The sequence below is a fragment of the Rhodococcus sp. BP-316 genome (assembly GCF_019836105.1).
GTDB lineage: Bacteria > Actinomycetota > Actinomycetes > Mycobacteriales > Mycobacteriaceae > Rhodococcoides.
Map to the genome: position 1 here is coordinate 306,995 of NZ_JABUEE010000004.1, position 18,788 is coordinate 325,782.

At 69.6% G+C, this 18,788-nt stretch carries 19 protein-coding genes; 11 read left to right on the plus strand and 8 right to left on the minus strand.

From position 1 onward, the window contains the following. Positions 1-36 precede the first annotated feature (36 nt). Positions 37-2,091 carry a glycogen debranching protein GlgX gene (gene glgX, locus HQ312_RS09985; protein WP_222638480.1) on the minus strand — a complete coding sequence of 685 codons (2,055 nt, stop codon included), beginning with the start codon at positions 2,089-2,091 and terminating at the stop codon, positions 37-39. Between the two features lie 150 nt (positions 2,092-2,241). Between glgX and HQ312_RS09990 the strand changes: the two genes are divergently transcribed. Then, complete coding sequence (locus tag HQ312_RS09990; RefSeq protein ID WP_222638481.1) at positions 2,242-3,105, plus strand: YhjD/YihY/BrkB family envelope integrity protein; 864 nt, start codon at positions 2,242-2,244, stop codon at positions 3,103-3,105. On the opposite strand, the gene HQ312_RS09995 is transcribed toward HQ312_RS09990, so the two are convergent. Next, positions 3,038-3,763, minus strand: a complete 726-nt coding sequence (locus HQ312_RS09995) for a CDP-alcohol phosphatidyltransferase family protein (RefSeq protein ID WP_222630079.1) — start codon at positions 3,761-3,763, stop codon at positions 3,038-3,040. The genes HQ312_RS09990 and HQ312_RS09995 overlap by 68 nt on opposite strands. 10 nt (positions 3,764-3,773) lie before the next feature. Beyond that, entirely contained in the window at positions 3,774-4,070 is a 297-nt protein-coding gene (locus HQ312_RS10000; protein ID WP_027505601.1) for a hypothetical protein, read from the minus strand. Between the two features lie 213 nt (positions 4,071-4,283). Here HQ312_RS10000 and HQ312_RS10005 point away from each other — a divergent pair, with 213 nt between their 5' ends. From HQ312_RS10005 to HQ312_RS10015, 3 genes are read left to right on the plus strand one after another with little or no spacing between them, the layout of a single operon-like run. Beyond that, entirely contained in the window at positions 4,284-4,649 is a 366-nt protein-coding gene (locus tag HQ312_RS10005; protein ID WP_056446171.1) for a PLD nuclease N-terminal domain-containing protein, read from the plus strand. A gap of 49 nt (positions 4,650-4,698) precedes the next feature. Continuing rightward, on the plus strand, positions 4,699-6,402 hold the full coding sequence (locus HQ312_RS10010) for an ABC transporter ATP-binding protein (RefSeq protein ID WP_222638482.1): 1,704 nt from the start codon (positions 4,699-4,701) through the stop codon (positions 6,400-6,402). Next, positions 6,399-8,150, plus strand: coding sequence for an ABC transporter ATP-binding protein (locus tag HQ312_RS10015; protein WP_222638483.1), 1,752 nt, complete (start codon positions 6,399-6,401; stop codon positions 8,148-8,150). Before HQ312_RS10010 ends, HQ312_RS10015 begins: the two co-directional genes overlap by 4 nt. 3 nt (positions 8,151-8,153) lie before the next feature. Here HQ312_RS10015 and HQ312_RS10020 read toward each other — a convergent pair whose 3' ends face one another. Both HQ312_RS10020 and HQ312_RS10025 read right to left on the minus strand, forming a co-directional pair. Then, positions 8,154-9,074 carry an MSMEG_6728 family protein gene (locus HQ312_RS10020; protein WP_222630068.1) on the minus strand — a complete coding sequence of 307 codons (921 nt, stop codon included), beginning with the start codon at positions 9,072-9,074 and terminating at the stop codon, positions 8,154-8,156. Between the two features lie 106 nt (positions 9,075-9,180). Continuing rightward, positions 9,181-10,182: a LacI family DNA-binding transcriptional regulator gene (locus HQ312_RS10025; protein WP_222638599.1), complete on the minus strand. Its 1,002-nt coding sequence runs from the start codon at positions 10,180-10,182 to the stop codon at positions 9,181-9,183. Between the two features lie 161 nt (positions 10,183-10,343). Here HQ312_RS10025 and HQ312_RS10030 point away from each other — a divergent pair, with 161 nt between their 5' ends. From HQ312_RS10030 to HQ312_RS10040, 3 genes are read left to right on the plus strand one after another with little or no spacing between them, the layout of a single operon-like run. Continuing rightward, the gene (locus HQ312_RS10030) at positions 10,344-11,267 is read left to right on the plus strand and encodes a sugar phosphate isomerase/epimerase (protein ID WP_027505594.1); all 924 of its coding nucleotides are present in this window, start codon (positions 10,344-10,346) and stop codon (positions 11,265-11,267) included. A 35-nt stretch (positions 11,268-11,302) separates the two neighbouring features. After that, positions 11,303-12,337: a Gfo/Idh/MocA family protein gene (locus HQ312_RS10035; protein ID WP_027505593.1), complete on the plus strand. Its 1,035-nt coding sequence runs from the start codon at positions 11,303-11,305 to the stop codon at positions 12,335-12,337. A 1-nt stretch (position 12,338) separates the two neighbouring features. After that, the gene (locus HQ312_RS10040) at positions 12,339-13,211 is read left to right on the plus strand and encodes a sugar phosphate isomerase/epimerase family protein (protein WP_056448610.1); all 873 of its coding nucleotides are present in this window, start codon (positions 12,339-12,341) and stop codon (positions 13,209-13,211) included. Positions 13,212-13,230: 19 nt separating this feature from the next. On the opposite strand, the gene HQ312_RS10045 is transcribed toward HQ312_RS10040, so the two are convergent. Next, positions 13,231-13,893: a GNAT family N-acetyltransferase gene (locus tag HQ312_RS10045; RefSeq protein ID WP_027505591.1), complete on the minus strand. Its 663-nt coding sequence runs from the start codon at positions 13,891-13,893 to the stop codon at positions 13,231-13,233. Between the two features lie 82 nt (positions 13,894-13,975). Between HQ312_RS10045 and HQ312_RS10050 the strand changes: the two genes are divergently transcribed. Beyond that, complete coding sequence (locus HQ312_RS10050) at positions 13,976-15,001, plus strand: LLM class flavin-dependent oxidoreductase (protein ID WP_222638484.1); 1,026 nt, start codon at positions 13,976-13,978, stop codon at positions 14,999-15,001. Here HQ312_RS10050 and HQ312_RS10055 read toward each other — a convergent pair. Continuing rightward, a complete protein-coding gene (locus HQ312_RS10055; protein WP_222638485.1) occupies positions 14,975-15,556 on the minus strand; it encodes a TetR/AcrR family transcriptional regulator in 582 nt (193 codons plus the stop codon). The two genes, HQ312_RS10050 and HQ312_RS10055, sit on opposite strands and share 27 nt — an antisense overlap. 35 nt (positions 15,557-15,591) lie before the next feature. On the opposite strand from HQ312_RS10055, the gene HQ312_RS10060 reads away from it, so the two are divergent. The 3 genes from HQ312_RS10060 to HQ312_RS10070 are packed head-to-tail and all read left to right on the plus strand — an operon-like array spanning position 15,592 to position 17,304. Beyond that, positions 15,592-16,539, plus strand: a complete 948-nt coding sequence (locus tag HQ312_RS10060; RefSeq protein WP_222638486.1) for a DMT family transporter — start codon at positions 15,592-15,594, stop codon at positions 16,537-16,539. Beyond that, positions 16,536-16,832 carry a hypothetical protein gene (locus tag HQ312_RS10065; protein ID WP_222638487.1) on the plus strand — a complete coding sequence of 99 codons (297 nt, stop codon included), beginning with the start codon at positions 16,536-16,538 and terminating at the stop codon, positions 16,830-16,832. The genes HQ312_RS10060 and HQ312_RS10065 overlap by 4 nt, the downstream gene beginning before the upstream one ends. A gap of 28 nt (positions 16,833-16,860) precedes the next feature. Further along, entirely contained in the window at positions 16,861-17,304 is a 444-nt protein-coding gene (locus HQ312_RS10070; RefSeq protein WP_222638488.1) for a Rieske 2Fe-2S domain-containing protein, read from the plus strand. Here HQ312_RS10070 and HQ312_RS10075 read toward each other — a convergent pair. Next, the gene (locus tag HQ312_RS10075) at positions 17,285-18,784 is read right to left on the minus strand and encodes an amidase (protein ID WP_222638489.1); all 1,500 of its coding nucleotides are present in this window, start codon (positions 18,782-18,784) and stop codon (positions 17,285-17,287) included. The two genes, HQ312_RS10070 and HQ312_RS10075, sit on opposite strands and share 20 nt — an antisense overlap. Positions 18,785-18,788: the final 4 nt, after the last annotated feature.

An 18,788-nucleotide genomic window follows, 5' to 3' on the forward strand; every position in this document is an offset into this window, starting at 1 on the left:
TCGGGGCCCGCGTCGGATCTGCCGTGCCGCGACCGGCTACTGAGCCTGCAGCAGCGTGAACGACCTGTCTCGTACCAGCAGTGACGTCGGGTCCTCGCCCACCTCCTGCTCGGGGTCGCTCGAGATCGTGAGCGACCACGTCTCGTCGGGCAGGGTGAACTCGACCGGGGTGTCGGAGGCGTTCATCAGCCACAGGAACACGGTGTCCTCGGCCGACGACTTGAACAGCACGGCGATCGACTTGTTCGATCCGGTGGTCCAGTCGTCGTCACCCATCGCGACGCCGTCCGCACGCTGGAAGTCGATCGTGTCGGGTCGACCGCCGCTCGTGTCGGTGGTGGTGTCGTCCTCGCCGTGGCGGAACCACACCGGACGCAGCGCCGGATGCTCGCGGCGGAGTGTGATCAGCGCCGTGGTGAACTCGACGAGTGCGTCGTCGGCGACCGCCCAGTCGAACCACGAGATCTCGTTGTCCTGGCAGTAGGCGTTGTTGTTGCCGCCCTGCGAGCGCGCGAGTTCGTCGCCTCCCAGGAGCATCGGAACGCCGGCCGAGAGAAGCAGCGTGCCGAGGAAGTTGCGGCGCTGGCGATCGCGCAGCGCGTTGACGTCCGCATCGTCCGTCGGACCCTCCGCGCCGCATCCCCACGACCGGTTGTCGGACTCGCCGTCCTGGCTGTCCTCGCCGTTCTCCTCGTTGTGCTTCTCGTCGTACATCGTGAGGTCGGCGAGAGTGAAGCCGTCGTGCGCGGTGATGAAGTTGACACTCGCGAGGGTGGGCCGGCGATCGTTCTCGTAGACGTCGGGGCTACCCGAGATACGTTGCGCCAGAGCGGGAAGGCTACCCTCCTCGCCGCGCCAGAAGTCGCGGACGTCGTCGCGGAACTTACCGTTCCACTCCGACCACCGCGCCGGGAAGCCGCCGACCTGATAGCCGGCGGTGTCCCACGGCTCGGCGATCAGCTTCACCGGGGCGAGCACCGGATCCTGATGCACCATGTCGAGGAACGCGCTGTGTCGGTCGAGGTCCTCGTCCTGACGGGTCAGGGTGCTCGCGAGGTCGAAGCGGAAGCCGTCGACGTGCATCTCGGTGACCCAGTAGCGCAACGAGTCCATGATGAGGGCGAGTGCGGCGGGATGGCCGACGTTCAGGCTGTTGCCCGTTCCCGTCGTGTCGTAGTACGAGCTGTGGTCCTCGGGGACCAGCCGGTAGTAGGACGCGTTGTCGATTCCCTTGAGGGACAGCGTGGGTCCGAGGTGGTTGCCCTCGGCGGTGTGGTTGTAGACCACGTCGAGGATCACCTCGAGGCCGGCCGCGTGCAGCGCCTTGACCATCGACTTGAACTCGGTGACCTGCCCACCCGTGTCGCCCGCACTGCTGTACTCGTTGTGCGGCGCGAGGAAGCCGATCGAGTTGTATCCCCAGTAGTTCCGGCGACCCTCCTCGAGCAGGTGCGAGTCCTGGACGAACTGATGCGTGGGCAGCAGTTCGACGGCGGTGATGCCCAGCCGTGTCAGGTGCTCGATGGCGGACGGATGCGCGAGACCCGCGTAGGTCCCGCGGACGGCCTCGTCCACGTTCTCGTCGAGCTGGGTGAAGCCCTTGACGTGCACCTCGTAGACGACGGACTCGGACAACGGGATTCGCGGCGCGGCGTCGTCTCCCCAGTCGAACGAGTCGTCGACGACCACGGACCGCGGCATGAAGGGCGCGGAATCGGCGTCGTTGCGGGTCTCGGGCTCGTCGTGATGGTGGGAGAACACCGCTTCGTCCCATTCCACGGACCCCGCAACGGCTTTCGCGTAGGGGTCGAGGAGGAGCTTGGCGGCGTTGTGGCGCAACCCGGCGGCCGGATCCCACGGGCCGTCGACCCGGAATCCGTATCGCGTTCCGACGGACATGTTCTCGACGATGCCGTGGAACACGTGGCCGGTGTACTCGGGCAGTGTCGTCGACGACAGTTCGGTACCGTTCTCGTCGTACGTGACGACGGTCACCGACTCGGCCGTCTCGGTGTAGACCGCGACGTTCGCGCTCCCGTCGGGTCGAAGACTGACACCCGGGGGGTAGGGGGTGGAAGGCTGTCGTGTCACTGATGGCACCAGTTCTCTGTCGTAGGTCCAGCTCGTGGAGGGACCGGAAGTCACCCACGGAAGTCGTGCGGGTCCCAGCGTTCTTACCCGCGCACCGCCCGGACGAAACGGTGCAGGTTGAGCGCACGGGCCACCGGGTAGACATGCCCCATGACGGGCGTCCGCACGACTCGACGCATCGTGCGTGAACGAACGGCCGTCGCGGCGGGAATGCGACGTCGGCTGGCGGCACGCGACACGGCCCTGGTGGCGGCGGGCATCACGTTCTACGGCGGCATTGCCGTCGTGCCGATGTTGCTGTTGGGTCTGCGCCTCACCACGCTGCTGCTGGGTGAGGAGACCGTCGTCGGGTACGGAGACGCCATCGCCGGACTGCTGCCGGGCGCGGCGGGCGCCCCGGGTGCGGTGCGGACCCTGTTCGACGCCGGGACACACCTCGGGTGGCTGGGCGGCCTGGTCGCGATCCTGCCCGCCACCTTCTACGGCGAGGGCATGCGACGGGCCCTGCTCGTCTACGAGCCCGTGCGCGAATCGTTCGTCGGCTGGCGCGGTCGCGCGTCGGCGCTCCCGGTCCTGATCGTCACGCCGCTGCTCACCATCCCCGTTCTCGTGGTGGGCAACGCACTCGCCTCGGTGAACGGCGGCATCGGTGCGGGAGCGTTCCGCGTCTGGCTCGGATTCGTCACCGTCTGGCTGGTGCTCGCCGTACCCATCGGATGGACGTACCGGGTGGTCGCGCCGGCCACCCTCTCACGTACGGCCGTCGCGATCGGTGCCCTGACCACCGCGTCCTTCGTCTCGGGATTCCTGCAGGGCTACGTGCTGTTTCTCGCGATACCCATCGACTGGTCGGGCCCGTTCGGCGGCCTCGAACCCGTCGGAGCGGCCGTCGCCACGGTGCTGTGGCTGTTCCTGCTGCACATCATCGTGCTGATCGGCTGGGTGTTCACTCTCGAGTGCGACCGGGTCGCGGAGCGGGAAGCGCACTCAGAGCGTGATGGATCGACACGCTGATCTGACTGAAGCCGACGACGGCGAGGATCAGGGACACGGCGGCGCCGATGGTGCCGAACAGCGGACCGGTGTCCACCACCGAGGCTCCCAGGAGAGTCACCACGACGGCGATCACGCGGGACGGGCGCTCCCACACCGTCACGACTCCGATCGACGCCATCCCCGCGGACACCGCGCGTGCCCGCGCCGTCTCGTGCAACAGGGTGAGCAGCGCGACCGCGACCACCAGGGGTGCGGGCGCTCCCAGCACGAGGAGAACCGCGAAGACGAGCATGTCCGAGAGTCGATCGGCCACCGAGTCGGCAACGTAGCCGAATGCCGTCGATCGACCGCGGAGCAGTGCGACGGCGCCGTCGAGGCTGTCCACCAGCGCCGACAGGACGAGAAGCAGTGCCGCCGCGCCGGCGCCCCACGGACCGGAGCCCGCGACGGCGAGAGCCAGGACAGCGAAGAGAACCCCCACAGCGGTGACCGCGGTGGGGGCGACGCGCGCCCGCGCGAGCGGGCGGGCCAGAACGTACGTGATGGTCAGCCAGCCGTGCACCAGTGCCGACGAGTGCACGTCGTACCCTCCGTGCAGCTCGGACCACGCACGGAAGTACTGCGTGCGAGTTCTCGGCACGGTGACGACGGGTTCCGACGCATCGGAACCCGTCACGTGATCGTGGTCAGTGACCACCGGGATCGGTGAGGGACTTGCCCTCGGCCGCCTTGACGCGCTTGCGCTCGAGCAGGACCACGGCGAGGCCGGCGAGCAGGAGAACCGGGCAGGCGATGCCGGCGACTAGCACCCATCCCTCGAAGCCGCCGCCCGCTGCGGTCAGGCCCAGTCCGAGCGCAACGAAGCCCAGCGCCATCAGGAAGTAGCCCGGCCATGCGCGGCTGTCGGTGATGGCCTCACCGGCGTGCGCACGCGTGGTGCGTGCGAAATCCTGCGGCTGCTCGTTCTCGTTCTGCGCGACCACGACTTGTCCTTTCGTCGATACATCCGTGCATGCCCGTCGGACCGCCGGGGGAAACCCGGTCGGTGGGCGCTCACAGAGGGCATTCGGAACCACCTACCCCCGCGACGGCTCGTACGGAGTGACGAGGGCGACGTCGGGCGCTAGGGTGAGCGCGTCAACAGACCATGCGGTTCGTGAATCGGGACGTGAACCGCTTTACGTGAGGACGCGCCCGTGCCCTATCTCGGCCTGATCGTCGCCGTGCTCTGGATCTTCTGCCTCATCGACGTCATCACGGCCGACGAAGGTGGCATCCGTCACCTCCCGAAGACGGTCTGGCTCCTGCTCGTCGTGTTCCTTCCTCTCGCCGGGTCCGTGGCCTGGCTTGTGGCGGGCCGGCCCGTCGGCGGCGGCATCTGGGGCGGTCCCGACGCGGGACGCCGACCGAGCGCGACCCGTTTCCCCGAGTACGACGTCCGTCCCGGCCGCGCGGTCGCGACGAACTCCGAGTCCGACGAGGAGTTCCTGCGTCGGTGCCGGGAACGCGCTCAGCAGCAGCGCGACGCCGCCCGTCGCACCAGGAATCCCGAGCACGACTGACGCGTACGCGTCGTCCCGACCGGTCGGCCACGTGGGTTAGGGTCGGCTAATGCATGACGCACCTCCGTCGACCGGCGGGGCCATCCTACGCCGCACCACCCGGCGCCACCGTGTGCGACTCGTCGGTTCGTCGGCCCTGTTCTGTGTGCACCAGTTCTGCGAGACGATGGTGCCGGTCGCCATCGGTCTCATCATCGGCCGCGCGGTCGAGACCGGCGACGTCACCGCGATGATCGTCTCGTTGCTGGGGCTGGCGGGCCTGTTCGTCGTCCTCTCCTACGCGTACCGCATCGGCGCCCGCATCATCGTCGTCGCGATCGAGCGGGAAGCACACCTGCTACGCGTGGAGGTCGCGGGACGCGTGCTCGACCCGCGCGGCGTCCAGGTCGATCTCGGCCCCGGCGAGTTGTTGACGGTCAGCACCTCGGACGCCGAGAAGACCTCGTGGGCGCTCGACGCCATCGCCCGGGTCGCCGCCGCGGTCACCGCCCTCGTCGTCACTGCGGTGGCACTTCTCGTCATCGATGTGCCGCTCGGGCTGGCCGTCGTCATCGGCACGCCTGTCCTTCTCCTTCTCCTGCAGTTGTGTGCGCCGTTCCTCACCCGCGCCGCGACCGATCAGCAGGCGGAGGTGGCCCGCGTCTCGGGTCTCGCCACCGATCTCGTCAGCGGCGTACGGCCCCTTCGCGGTATCGGCGCCGAGGACGTCGCGTCCCGGCGGTTCGTGCAGTCGAGCCGACGTGCACTGGCCGCGACGATGCGTCTGGCCCGTGGCAACAGCGTGTATCTCGGTGTCTCGGCGACGGTGGGCGCGCTGCTGTCCGCCGCCGTGGCCGGCACGGCCGGGTTCCTCGCTCTCGAGGGCCGGATCTCCGTCGCCGAGCTGATCACTGTCGTCGGACTGGCGCAGTTCCTCATCGAGCCGCTGAGTTCGCTCTCCCGACTTCCCGGCTTCCTCGCGGTCATCCGCGGATCAGCGGACCGGTTGGCATTGGTTCTCGGCGCCGACCCGGTGGTCACCTCCACCGGTACGCGGTCCCCCGACACCTCGTCCGTCGGACTCGACGACCTGTCCTACGGGACCTTGACGCATCTCGACCTCCATCTCGAGCGCGGTGAGATCGTCGGCGTCGTCGCCTACCGGCCGCAGGACGCCGATGCACTGGCCGCCGTCCTCTCCGGCCAGGTGTCGCCCGACGACGTCACCGGACGGCTGACGGTCGGCGGCGTCGACGTGACCGAGCTCGCGCTCCCCGAGGTCCGCCGCACCGTGCTGGTGGAACCGCACACGTCGGATCTGTTCGCCGGCACGGTGCGGTCCAACATCGCCCTGGACCGCGGGAGCGACCTCGACGCCGCGGTGACCGCCTCCGCCGTCACCGACATCGTCGCCATGCACGACGGCGGTCTCGACCATCCGGTGACCGACCGCGGTGCCAGCCTGTCCGGTGGGCAACGCCAACGAGTCGCCCTCGCCCGCGCACTCGCGGCGCAGCCACCGGTACTCGTCCTCCACGATCCGACCACCGCCGTCGACGCGGTGACCGAACACGCCATCGCCACCGGCATCGCGGGACTGCGTCACGACGGCGACGCCCGCACCCAGACGACGGTGCTCATCACCACCAGCCCCGCGCTCCTCGCGGTCACCGACCGCGTCGTCGTGCTCGACGAGGGGCGCGTCGCGACCGTCGGCACCCACCACGGGTTGGCGGAGACGGACGAGCGCTACCGAGAGGCGGTTCTGCGATGACCGAACCGACCGCACTGCTGCCCATCGCGAGTGGACGGCGATGCTGGGCGTTCCTTCGCGGCGAACTCCGTGCGCGGCGGGGATCGGTCGCGCTCACCGTCGCCATCGGCGTGGTCGCGGCGGCGATGGCGCTGATTCCCGTGTACGTCTTCGGCATGCTCGTCGATCGGGTGACCGAGGGCGCACCGACGTCCACGATCGTCGGTGTCGTGACGGTCATCGGCGCCGCGGCGGTCGCGGGCGGTGTCTTCACCGGGATCGGCGCCTACACCGTCAGTCTGCTCGGCGAGAAGATGTTGGCCTCGCTGCGCGAGCGCGTCCTCGGTCGCGCACTCCACCTCCCGGTGAGCACACTGGAGCGAGTCGGCAAGGGAGACCTGCTCTCCCGCGTCGGGGACGACATCGCGGTGATGGCGAAATCGCTCGGCGAAGTGGTGCCGAACATCCTCGCGGCCGTGCTGCTGGTCCTGCTCAGTCTGATCACGATGCTCGGGCTCGACTGGCGTCTGGGACTCGCGGGCATGGTCGCGATCCCGATGTACGTGATGGCCCTGCACTGGTATCTGCCGCGGTCCGCCCCGATGTACGCCGCCGAGCGCGTCGCGATGGGCGAGCGCGCCCAGTCTCTGGTCAGCAGCATGCAGGGGGCCCGCACCGTGCGGGCGTACGGCATGGAGGGTGAGCACCTCGCGCGCATCGACGCATCGTCCAGCAAGGCTCGCGACATCGCCGTCACCGTCTTCCGTCTCTTCACCCGGTTCGGCTCGCGCAGCAACCGCGCCGAGTGCGTCGGCCTCTCGGTCATCCTCACCGTCGGCTTCCTCCTGGTGCGCGAGGACGCCGTCACCGTCGGTCAGACCACCGCGGCGGCACTGCTGTTCCACCGGCTCTTCAACCCGATCGGCATGCTGCTGTACTCGTTCGACGACATCCAGTCGGCCGGGGCCTCCCTCGCACGACTGGTGGGCGTCATCGATCTGCCCGACGACCGCTCTCCCGGGACCGAGGCGGAGCCCGCCGACGGCACCGTCGTCGTGACGAACCTCCGCCACTCCTACGACGGGGTCGACGACGTCCTGCACGGGATCGATCTGCGGATCGACGACGGCACGACGGTGGCGCTGGTCGGCTCGACCGGCGCCGGCAAGTCCACCATCGCCGCGCTCGTGGCGGGCTCGATGCGAGCGGACTCCGGATCGGTCCGGGTGGGCGGGGTGTCGCTCGACGACATCGGCTCCGATCGACTGCGCCGGCACGTCGCGATCGTCAGCCAGGAGGTGCACGTGTTCGCCGGACCGCTCATCGACGATCTGCGGCTCGCGGCACCGGACGCGGATCGGGAGACGGTCGAACACGCGCTGCGGACGGTCGGCGCGCACTCGTGGGTGAGCACCCTCGAGGACGGTCTCGACACGGTGGTCGGCGAGGGCGGCGTCGAGCTGACTCCGTCTCGCGCGCAACAGATCGCACTGGCCCGTATCGTCCTGGCCGATCCGGCGGTCGCCGTCCTCGACGAAGCCACCGCCGAAGCCGGCAGCGCCGGCGCGCGCGACCTCGAGGAGGCCGCCCGGGCCGCCACTCGCGGACGGACGACGATCGTCGTCGCACACCGCCTCACCCAGGCGGCGAGCGCCGACAGCGTCGTGGTGCTCGAGCACGGCCGCATCGTCGAGCAGGGGCCGCACCGGGACCTGGTGGAGTCGGGCGGCCGGTACTCCGAACTCTGGTCCGCGTGGCGAGGGCGCTAGTCCTCACGTCGTCAGACGGAGCGACGGAACAGCCGCGAGCTCGCCCGGCACCGCGGCACCGGACGTGACCACCAGCGCGTACTCCCCGGCATCGCGCACGGTCGCGCCACGGCGGAACACGCGCAGACGCCCGGGATCGCGGCCCTCGGCCCGCATCGCCTCGACGTCCTCGGGGGTCGGCTCGCGCGCGACGGACGCCGACACCGTGCCGCCCGGCTCGGCGGACGGTTCGGGCAGCGGGAGGTCGGGAGCGAGCGGGTCGGTGTCCAGCAGGAGAGCAGTGCGGCCCGGCCGCACCAGCGCTGCAGCGACCGTCAGCAGACGGGGGTTCGTCGTCCGCACCTGCGCGGATCGGCCACGGTGCAGGGCCCGCAGGGCGGACCACTCCTCCGTACCCGGGTCGAACAGCTCTGCGGGCGCGCCCATCTCGATCATCGAGGACACCACGGCACTGGGCGTGGTGTCGCCGACCGTCAGGGGCCAGCGCGGGAAGAGGGATCCGGGCCAGACGTACCCGATCTCCCCCGCCCAGTCGGCCGGGTACGCCTGCGGCGCCTTCGCGGCCAGGGCGCGACGATGGCTCGCGTGCACCGAGTCGTCACCGAGCCAGGGCGGCAGTCGGCCGTCGTCGCGCAACTCGTCGTACGTCCACGCACGCCCGTCGCTGTAATCGAGGAGCCGTGCCTCCAGGGCCTCCGCCCGCCCGCGGGCCGCCCACTCCCGGCAGGTCGCGATCCCGTAGGCCACGAGCGCCGGGGTGAATCCCCGCCACATCACCACCGCCGGGTGGTTCTTCCACCCGTAGGAGGGCCACACAAGGGCGCGCAGGATCTGGAAGGTCTCGACGCGTTGCTTCCCGAGCCGCTTGTCGTCGAGCAGCTGTGCGCTGCGGGCGAAGCCGGGGTCGGGGAGGAACGTCTGCATTTCGAGAGAGTGACCGACGAGGGCCGCGTCGAAACGAGGGTGCCTCTGCGGAGTTGCGACCTGCTCGAGTCGAACCCCGGGTCGGGTCGACCGCTCGCGAACGGCGTCAGGTGCGCCGGGCCGTCTGACGCGCGACCGTGCGCACGGGCCCGGTACTCCCGCGCACGACGAGTGACGGCTCGACCACCAGCTCGGCGGGCGCGAGGCTCTCGTCCTCGAGGCGGGCGATGGCGAACCGCACCGCCGTCGCCGCCAGACCCTCGGCGTCCTGCCGGACGGTCGTGAGATCGATACGCGAGAGGTGCGCCAGCTCGCTGTCGTCGTAGCCCACCACCGAGACATCATCGGGCACAGCGATTCCGGCACGGTGGAACGCGTCCATCAGTCCCACCGCGCACAGATCGTTGCCGGCCATCACCGCGGTGGGCACCCGCCGCTCGGCGACCATGCGCGTTCCGGCGGCACTGCCCGCCTCCTCGGTGTGCGCACCCGGCCACACCACGGCGGGAAGACCGCGCTCGTCCATCGCGGCACGGAAGGCGGCGCGACGCTCGGTCGCACCGGAGTCGGTACCACCGTCGACGTGGTGGATGTCCACGTGCCCGAGACCGACGAGGTGGTCGACCGCCTGACGCACTCCGTGGTCGTCGGCGCTGCGCACGATGTCGAAGTCGGTGGCGGGCAGGGCCCGTCCGATCATGACCACCACCGCCCGCTCCTCGAGATGCGCGACGTACTCGGGTGTGGACGACGGACCGAGCAGGATCACGCCTTCGCAGCGATGGCTGAGCAGCGCCTCGATCGCCTTCGTCTCGTCCCGGCCGGGCGCGCTCGCGGACAGCAACACCTCGTACCCGGCAGCCTCGGCCACGGGATAGATGTGGGTCACGAGATCGGCCTGGAACGGCTGTCGCACGTCGATCACGACCCCCAACGTCCTGCTCCGCCCGCGCGCGAGGAGTCGCGCGGCGTTGTCGGGTCGATAGTCGAGTTCGCGCGCAGCGGCGAGGACACGGTCGCGAGTGTCGTCACTCGCACCCGGTTTGCCACTGAGGACGAACGACACCAGGGTCCGGGACACTCCCGCCAGAGCGGCGACGTCACTCATCGTCGTCTTGCGGCTGCGGGGCGGCGTGGACACCGGCACTCCTCTGGGACGGGGCTTGACACGGAAGCGTGATCCACCTCATAGTAGCTTAAGCGCGTTACTTAAGCGCGTTAGTGCCACAGCACGAGCGCCGGACATTCTTCGAGAGGAACCCCCGAGACATGAGCACGATTCGCGTCGGATCCGCCCCCGACTCCTGGGGAGTGTGGTTCCCCGAGGATCCTCAGCAGACCCCGTACGGCCGCTTCCTCGACGAGGTGTCGGCGTCGGGCTACGAGTGGATCGAACTGGGCCCGTACGGCTACCTGCCCACTGATCCGCAGAAGCTGCTGTCGGAGTTGGGCTCTCGGGGTCTCAAGCTGTCGGCGGGCACGGTGTTCGAACACCTGCACCAGGACGACGCGTGGGACGCGGTGTGGACTCAGATCGAGGACGTCGCCAAGCTGACCGCCGCCGCCGGCGGCAAGCACGTCGTCGTCATCCCCGAGATGTGGCGTGACCCCTCCACCGGCGCGGTGCTCGAGGACCGCGACCTCACGGCAGACCAGTGGCGCAAGAAGACCGAGGGCATGAACGAGCTCGGCAAGCGCATGTTCGAGCAGTACGGCGTCAAGGCGCAGTACCACCCGCACGCCGACAGCCACGTCGACACCGAGGAGAACGTGTACCGCTTCCTCGACGGCACCTCGAGCGAGTTCGTGAACCTGTGCCTCGACACCGGCCACATCAGCTACTGCGGCGGTGACAACATCGCGATCATCGAGCGGGCGCCCGAGCGCATCGGGTACCTCCACCTCAAGCAGGTGAACGAGGAGGTCCGCGCCAGGGTCGCAGCGGAGGATCTGCCGTTCGGCGAGGCGGTCAAGCTCGGCGCCATGACGGAACCGCCGCTCGGCATCCCGGACATGCCCCCGCTCCTGAAGACCATCGAGCGCCTCGCGGACGACGGCAAGCTCACCGCGGACATCTTCGCGATCGTCGAGCAGGACATGTACCCGTGCGCCGTCGACGCTCCCCTGCCGATCGCGCAGCGCACCCGGAAGTACCTGGGCTCCTGCGGCATTCCCGCCGTCACGTTCGCCTGACCACACTTTCGCACCTACAGAAACGGATTGACACGATGACCACCGAACTCCGCATCGCGGTCCTGGGTGTCGGCATGATGGGTGCCGATCACGTCGCCCGCATCACCTCGAAGATCACCGGCGCCCGCGTCGCCGTGATCAACGACTACGTCAGCGCGAAGGCCCACGAACTCGCCGCGACCATCCCCGGCTGCCGCGTCGTCGAAGATCCCCTCGACGCGATCGCCGACCCCGAGGTCGACGCCGTCGTCCTGGCCACTCCCGGCCCGACCCACGAAAAGCAGCTTCTCGCGTGTCTCGAGCACGGCAAGCCCGTCATGTGCGAGAAGCCGCTGACCACCGATGTGGCCACGTCCCTCGCCGTCGTGGAAGCCGAGGCCGCACTGGGCAAGAAACTCATCCAGGTCGGATTCATGCGCCGCTTCGACACCGAGTACGACCAGCTCAAGGCACTCATCGATTCCGGCGAGCTCGGCCGTCCGCTGGTGGTGCACTGCGCACACCGCAACCCCGCCGTGCCGCCGCACTTCGACAGCGCGATGATCGTGCGCGACTCGCTGGTGCACGAGGTGGACGTCACGCGCTTCCTCCTCGACGAAGAGATCACGTCGGTGCAGATCATCAGCCCGTCGGCCAATCCATCGGCACCGCAGGGCCTGCGGGATCCGCAGATCGCCATCTTCACCACGGAGTCCGGTCGACACGTCGACGCCGAGGTGTTCGTCACCACCGGCGTCGCCTACGAGGTGCGCACCGAGGTCGTGGCCGAGCACGGCAGCGCGATGATCGGTCTCGACGTCGGCCTCGTCCGCAAGTCCGCTCCCGGAACCTGGGGCGGCACCATCACTCCCGGCTTCGTGCAGCGCTTCGGCCAGGCCTACGACACCGAGATCCAGCGCTGGGTCGACGCGGTGAAGGCCGGCGCCGAGACGGGCAACTACGTCGACGGCCCCGGAGCGTGGGACGGATACGCTGCAGCCGCGGTGTGCGAGGCCGGCGTGAAGTCGCTCGAGTCCGGTGCCCCGGTCGCCGTCGAGATGGTGCAGCGCTCGTCCATCGTCGGAGCCTGAGATGAAGATCGCGCTCGATCCGACGCCGTTTCATCATTCGCACTCGCTGCTCGAGCTGCCCGCCGTGGTCGCCGATCTGGGGTACGAGTGGTTGCAGCTCACCCCGCACGTGGACATGATCCCGTTCTTCAACCATCCCAAGGCCGACGACGGGTTGGTCGCGAAGTTCCGCAAGGCGTGCTCGGACGCCGGCGTCGGGATCGCGTCGGTGTTGCCGGTGCTGCGGTGGTCCGGTCCCGACGAGGACGCCCGCGAGGCGGCCGTGCGGTACTGGAAACGCGCCATCCAGATCACCGTCGACCTCGGGGTGTCGACGATGAACACCGAGTTCTCCGGTCGACCGGAGAAGCCGGAGGAGTCCGAGCGGGCGTTCTACCGGTCGATGGAGGAACTGGTCCCCATCATCGAGCGCGAGGGTCTCGACGTCCTGATCGATCCGCATCCGGACGATTTCGTCGAGGACGGGCTCGCCGCGATCCGCACCATCCGCGGGATCAACTCCCCGAACATCGGGATGGTCATCGTGGCGTGCCACCAGTTCCACATGGGTGGCGACCTGCCGGCGATCATGGCCGCCGCCGGGGACATGGTGCGTCTGGTGCACGTGGCGGACACGATGGATCATCACCGCTCGCACGGGTTGCGGTACATCACCAACCCACCCGGCAACGCGGTGCGGGTGCACCAGCATCTGAAGATCGGGGACGGAGACGTCGACTGGGACCAGTTCTTCGGCGGTCTCGGCTCACTCGGGTTCTACGACAACGACACCGTCATGGTGTCGAGTGTGTTCGCCGAGAACGAGAACGCCCACGACGTCTCCCGCTACCAGCTCGAGACGATGACCCGGTACGTCGAGAAGTACCGGGCCTGATCGCCTCTCACGAGAAGTGTCAGGACGGCTGGACCCCGGGGGTGCGCACGATCATGGGCACCCCCGGGAACACCGCCGCCATCTCGGCGCGCGACTTCCGCAGCGCCGCAGTGCCGTAGCCCTTCTTCCGGTGTCCGGGGTGGATCCACACCCGGAGATCGATGTCGCCACCGGCGAGCTCGCCGAAGACGATGCCCACCTTCTCCGCGCCCTCGCGTGCGACGAACCACGCGGCCTGCTCGGAGTCGAGGCGGTCCCGTGCCGCCGCCAGCTCGGTGTCTAGATCACCGGCTGCTCCGCCGGATCCGTCACCCGCGGAACCGACGTCCGCGAGGCGGGCGGCGAACAGGTCGCGGTCGTCGTCCGAGAACGCTTCCAGCACCAGGGTCTCTCCCGCGCTGGCGGGACGCTCGGCCAACGTGAAGTTCAGGCGACTGTCCAGGTCCTCGAGCTCGGCGGCGTTGCTCCGGCGGGCGTCCTTGGTGAGGCTGGCGAACGACATGCCCATGACGGCCTCGCCGCCCAACCGTGACGTGCCGAGCAGGGTGGCGATCGCCTCCACGGCGTCGGGCCGGGTCTCGGCCTCGACGATGACGTCGAGCACCTCGTGACGACGTTCGAAGGCCGCCAGTAGGGCGGACGTGATCTCTCGGCGAGCGGCAACATGATCGTGATCGGTCATCGCGTGATCATAGGGCTTCGCCCCCGTGCGCGGTTTGCGTACTCGGGGATGCGCGAAAGGCTCACGGGGGGATCATGGACCCATGCACCCGAGACCGCTGCGCAGGATGGGTTTTCTCACGATCGGACTGTTCGACGGGGACGACCCCGCGGCCGGGCACGAGTCGACACTCGCGATCATCGAGCTGGGCGAACGTCTCGGCTTCGACAGCGCCTGGTTGCGGCATCGCCACCTGCAATACGGCATCTCCTCCCCCGTCGCCGTGCTGGCCGCCGCATCGCAGCGGACCTCGCGGATCGAGTTCGGCACCGCCGTGACTCCGCTGGGGTGGGAGAACCCGGTGCGGCTGGCCGAGGACCTCGCCACCGTCGACATCCTGTCCGGCGGGCGCCTGAATCCCGGGGTCAGCGTGGGCCCGCCGATGAACTTCGACCGGCTCAGGGATGCGCTGTACCCCGACACCGCCGATCGGGAGGACTTCAGCTACGCCCGGGTCGAGCGGCTCCTCGCCGCGATCCGAGGCGATCGTCTGACGGACTTCGAGGGGATGGACGGTCTCGAGGTGCATTCCTCACGCGCACAGCCTCATTCGCCCGGTCTCGCGTCCCGGATGTGGTACGGCGGCGCGTCGCTCGGGTCGGCTCGCTGGGCCGGCGCGAACGGTATGAACTTCCTGACGAGCAGCGTCGTGAAGGCCGAGGAGGACGACGACTTCGACCGCATCCAGCTCTCCCACATCGAGGCGTTCCGCTCGGCACACTCGGCGGGGAACGGTGGTCGGGTCTCGCAGGGCTTGGTGGTGATTCCGACCGACTCGGCCACACCGAGCCAGCGTGCCCGCTACCAGGAGTACGCCGATGCCCGTCTGGGCCGCACCCTGTCACCGGTCGGCCCGGCCCGCCTGCTGTTCGCTCCCGATCTGGTGGGCACCACCGAGCAGCTCGTGGAGCAGTTGCAGGCGCGCGCAGCCTTCCGGGAGATCGACGAGGTGGCGTTCGCTCTGCCTTTCAGCTTCGACCACGACGACTACGTGCAGATTCTCACCGACATGGCGACGACGCTCGGGCCGGCGCTCGGGTGGTCACCGGCCGGTGGGCTCGAGGAGTAGACGCGCGGCAGCACGCGCACGGTCGAAGGGCCGCTCGACCACTCCCATTCCCGCGCACACCAGCGCGCCCTCGTGCACGAGCATCAGCAGGTCGGCCGTGCCCACCGGGTCGGGCACGCCTGCGGCCGTGAGGATGTCGACGAACAGATCGGCCATCCAGCGCTTCTGCCCGATGATCACCGGATAGGCCGGGTGGGCGGGGTCGCTGATCTCCGCGTGCGCGTTGACCATGCTGCATCCCTTGCCACTTCGCTGCGCCGTCCACTCGGCCGAGGCGACGAGCACCGCATCGATCCGATCGCCGGCGTCGTCGGCGGAGACGGCACCCAGCCGGACGGCGAGGAACTCGCGCCACTGACGGTCTCGTTCCCGCAGGTACTCCACGACGAGCCGTTCCTTGGACTCGAAGCGGTCGTACAACGTCTTCTTCGTGACGCCGGCTCGCGCCGCGATCGTGTCGACGCCGACCGCGTGAATGCCCTGCTCGTAGAACAGCTCGTCGGCCGCGGCCAGCACGGCACGCGCCTTCGGCGTCCAGGCGACCTCGGATGTCATGTTTCGAACTATACCGATCTGTGTAGTCTGCTGTCATGAGTAGACAGATCGGTATACCTGTGGATCGACGCACTGCCGTCGGGTCGGTACTGGCGGGCGCGGCGTTCGTACTCTGCTGGTCGTCCGGTTTCATCGGCGCGAAGATCAGCGGTGAGGACGCTGCCGTCACCACCGTCCTGATGTGGCGGTTCCTCCCCCTCGCCCTGCTGCTCGCACCGACGTGGCTCCTCGGGTCTCGCCGAGTTCGAGGCCCGGACCTGCGGCGGCAGGTGATCGTGGGCTTTCTGTCGCAGTCCGGCTACCTCCTCACCGTGTACTGGGCCATCGGCCTCGGGGTCTCCACCGGCACCACGGCCCTCGTCGACGGAGTGCAGCCACTCGTCGCGGCAGCGCTGGCGGGCCCCCTGCTGGGCGCGGCGGCCTCGGGCCGACAATGGATCGGGCTCCTGATCGGTGCTTTCGGCGTCGCGCTCGCCACCGTTGCGGACGCCACGGCGACCACCGCGACCACCCCGGCGTGGGCCTACCTCGTTCCGCTGGTGGGAATGATGTCTCTGGTCGCCGCGACCTTCGTCGACCGTCGCGCCCAGCGACCGGCACCCTTCAGCGCCCTCGGAATCCACTGCGCCACATCGGCCGTCGTCTTCACCGCCGGCGCGGTCGCGACGGGCACCGCGGTACCGCCGACGACACTCGACTTCTGGGCGGCGACGGCGGGACTGGTGGTGTTCGCGACGTTCGGTGGGTACGGGCTGTACTGGTATCTGCTCGACCGGGTGGGGGTGACGAGGGTGAACGCTCTGATGTTCCTCGTACCGCCCGTCACCACCGTGTGGGGCGCCCTGCTCTTCGGCGAGCCGTTCACCGCCCTCACCGCGATCGGTCTGGCGCTGACCTTCGTGGCCATCACTGTCGTCACGATGCGTCTTCGGGCCGGAACCCGACGGGACATCCCGAAGTCGTCGCTAGCATCGGTGTCATGACGGACGGCCGGGAGTACACCGAGGACGGCCACCACATCGTGATCGAAAAGCGGAAGTGGCGCGCCACCGATCCCGACATTCCCGAGGAGCGCGGCGCCGAACTGCGGTCGATCCTGATGGCGTGGCGACGCGACGTCCGCCGGACCGGCGGCGCCGCGGAGTCCCGCGCCGGTGTACAGGCCGCCAAGGTCGCTCTCGGCGAACGCGGCACGCCGTGGTGGGAACAGTCCGACGACGAACGCCGCGCGCGTTGGGAGACCGACGTCCCGAGGCCCGGTACCGACGACGCGTAGTCGGCCGCCGTCCGGGTAACCCCCGCCCATGGCCGACGACCGCGCCCCCGCCCCGCGACCGCGCAGCGTGCTCCCACCCGTGCTCCACGATCAGCCGATCCGGGCACGCGGGCGAGACCTCGTGCGTGTCGCCGATCTGGACGAGAGGGGCGTGGCCGAGGTGCGCACCGACGACCACGGGGTGCTCGCGGTCGGCATCCGGCCCGACGGGACACCGTTCGCCGTCGGGAACACGTGCCGACACCAACTCGCCAAGCTCGGGCGCGGGCGGGTGACCGAGAACGGCTGCCTCCAGTGCCCCTGGCACAGGGCGGAATTCGACGTGACCGACGGGTCCATGGTGTCCGGGCCCAAGGGAGTGATCTTCGGTTTCCCGCCCTACTCCGCAGTGGTGGCCGCCGTCGGACGCGCCGTACCGCTCACCACCGCGCAGGTGGAGATCGTCGACGGCGTCATCCGGTTCGCTCACTGACCACGTCCGCGGGGATCCTGTCGAACCACGGCCGCGCCACCTCGAGCTCCGCGGCGAGCACCAGCAGCCGAGTCTCCCCACCCGGTGGCGCCAGGAAGTGCACGCCGACTGGCAGACCGTCGACTGTCGCCGAGAGCGGAACACTCATCGCCGGCCGCCCGGTCAGATTGGCCGATTGCGTGTACGGGACAGCGCACAGGCTGCGCATCACCGCGTCCTGCACCGCGCCGAGCCGTCCGAGAATCGGTCCGAGTCGCAGCGCGAGCGCGAGCCGGGCGCCCACCCTCTCGACGAACGGGGTGTCGAAGGCGCCGATCAGCGGCGCGGGACCCGCCGTCGTGGGTGTCATGAGCAGATCGAAGCGGCGGTGGAATGCAGCGATGGCGCGGACGTGGTCCTGCCAGCGCGCCAGTGCCGCATCGTGATCCACCGCTCTCGTGGCGCGCCCGATCTCGGCGAGGACCAGCGTGTCGAGTTCGAACTCCGTCGTGGTGGGCCGCGCCGTGGCCGACGCGGACGACACCTCGGCGGCGAGGTGGACGAACCACGGCACGAGGAAGTCTCGGGCCAGCTGCTCCTCGTCGAACGGCGAGGCGACCTCCTCGACGGTGTGGCCCAGTTCGACGAGCAGGTCGCGGGCGCGGTCGAGCGCGGCGAGGACGTCCGGGTGCGGTGCGTCGTTCAGCGCCGATCGCGCCGCGACCCCGATCCGGAGCCGAGGACCCGGCCGGCCGAGTGCCTCCACATGGGACGTCGACGGGGCCGCGAACTCGAAGGGCGCGTCGTCGTCCGAGCCGCGCACGATGTCGAGGAACGCGGCCGAGTCGCGCACGGAGCGGGTGAGCACACCCGTGACGGCGCTACCGAAGAGCATCTCCCCGGCGCGGGGCCCGGCAGGGACGACTGCCCGGCCAGGCTTGAGTCCGAACAGGCCGCAGTACGCCGCGGGGATGCGGATGGAGCCGCCGCCGTCACTGGCGCCGGCGACGGGCACGATGCCCGACGCCACCGCGGCGGCCGAACCACCGGAGGAGCCACCGGGTGTGCGGGCGGGATCCCACGGGTTGCGGGTCGCACCGTGCGCCTGCGGCTCGGTGACTCCCTTGGCGCCGAATTCGGGTACGGCCGTGCGGCCCAGGACGACGACCCCGGCGTCGAGCCACCGTTGCACCACGGTGTCCGTGACCCGGGGCCTGGACGACGGCCCCGAGCGTGACCCCGACGTCTCGACGATCCCGGCCTGAGCCTGGAAGAGATCCTTGAGCAGGAACGGCACTCCCGCCATCGGACCGGACAAGGCGCCCGCGGCCCGCACTCGCGCGGCATCCTCCTGCCACTGCACGAGGGCGTTCAGGGTGGGATCCACCTCGCGCGCTCGCGCGATCGCGACCTCGACCAACTCCGCGGCCGTCACGTCGCCGGACGCGACCAGCTGGGCGAGCCCGGTCGCGTCGTGGGCCCGATACTCGTCGAATCTCATGGCG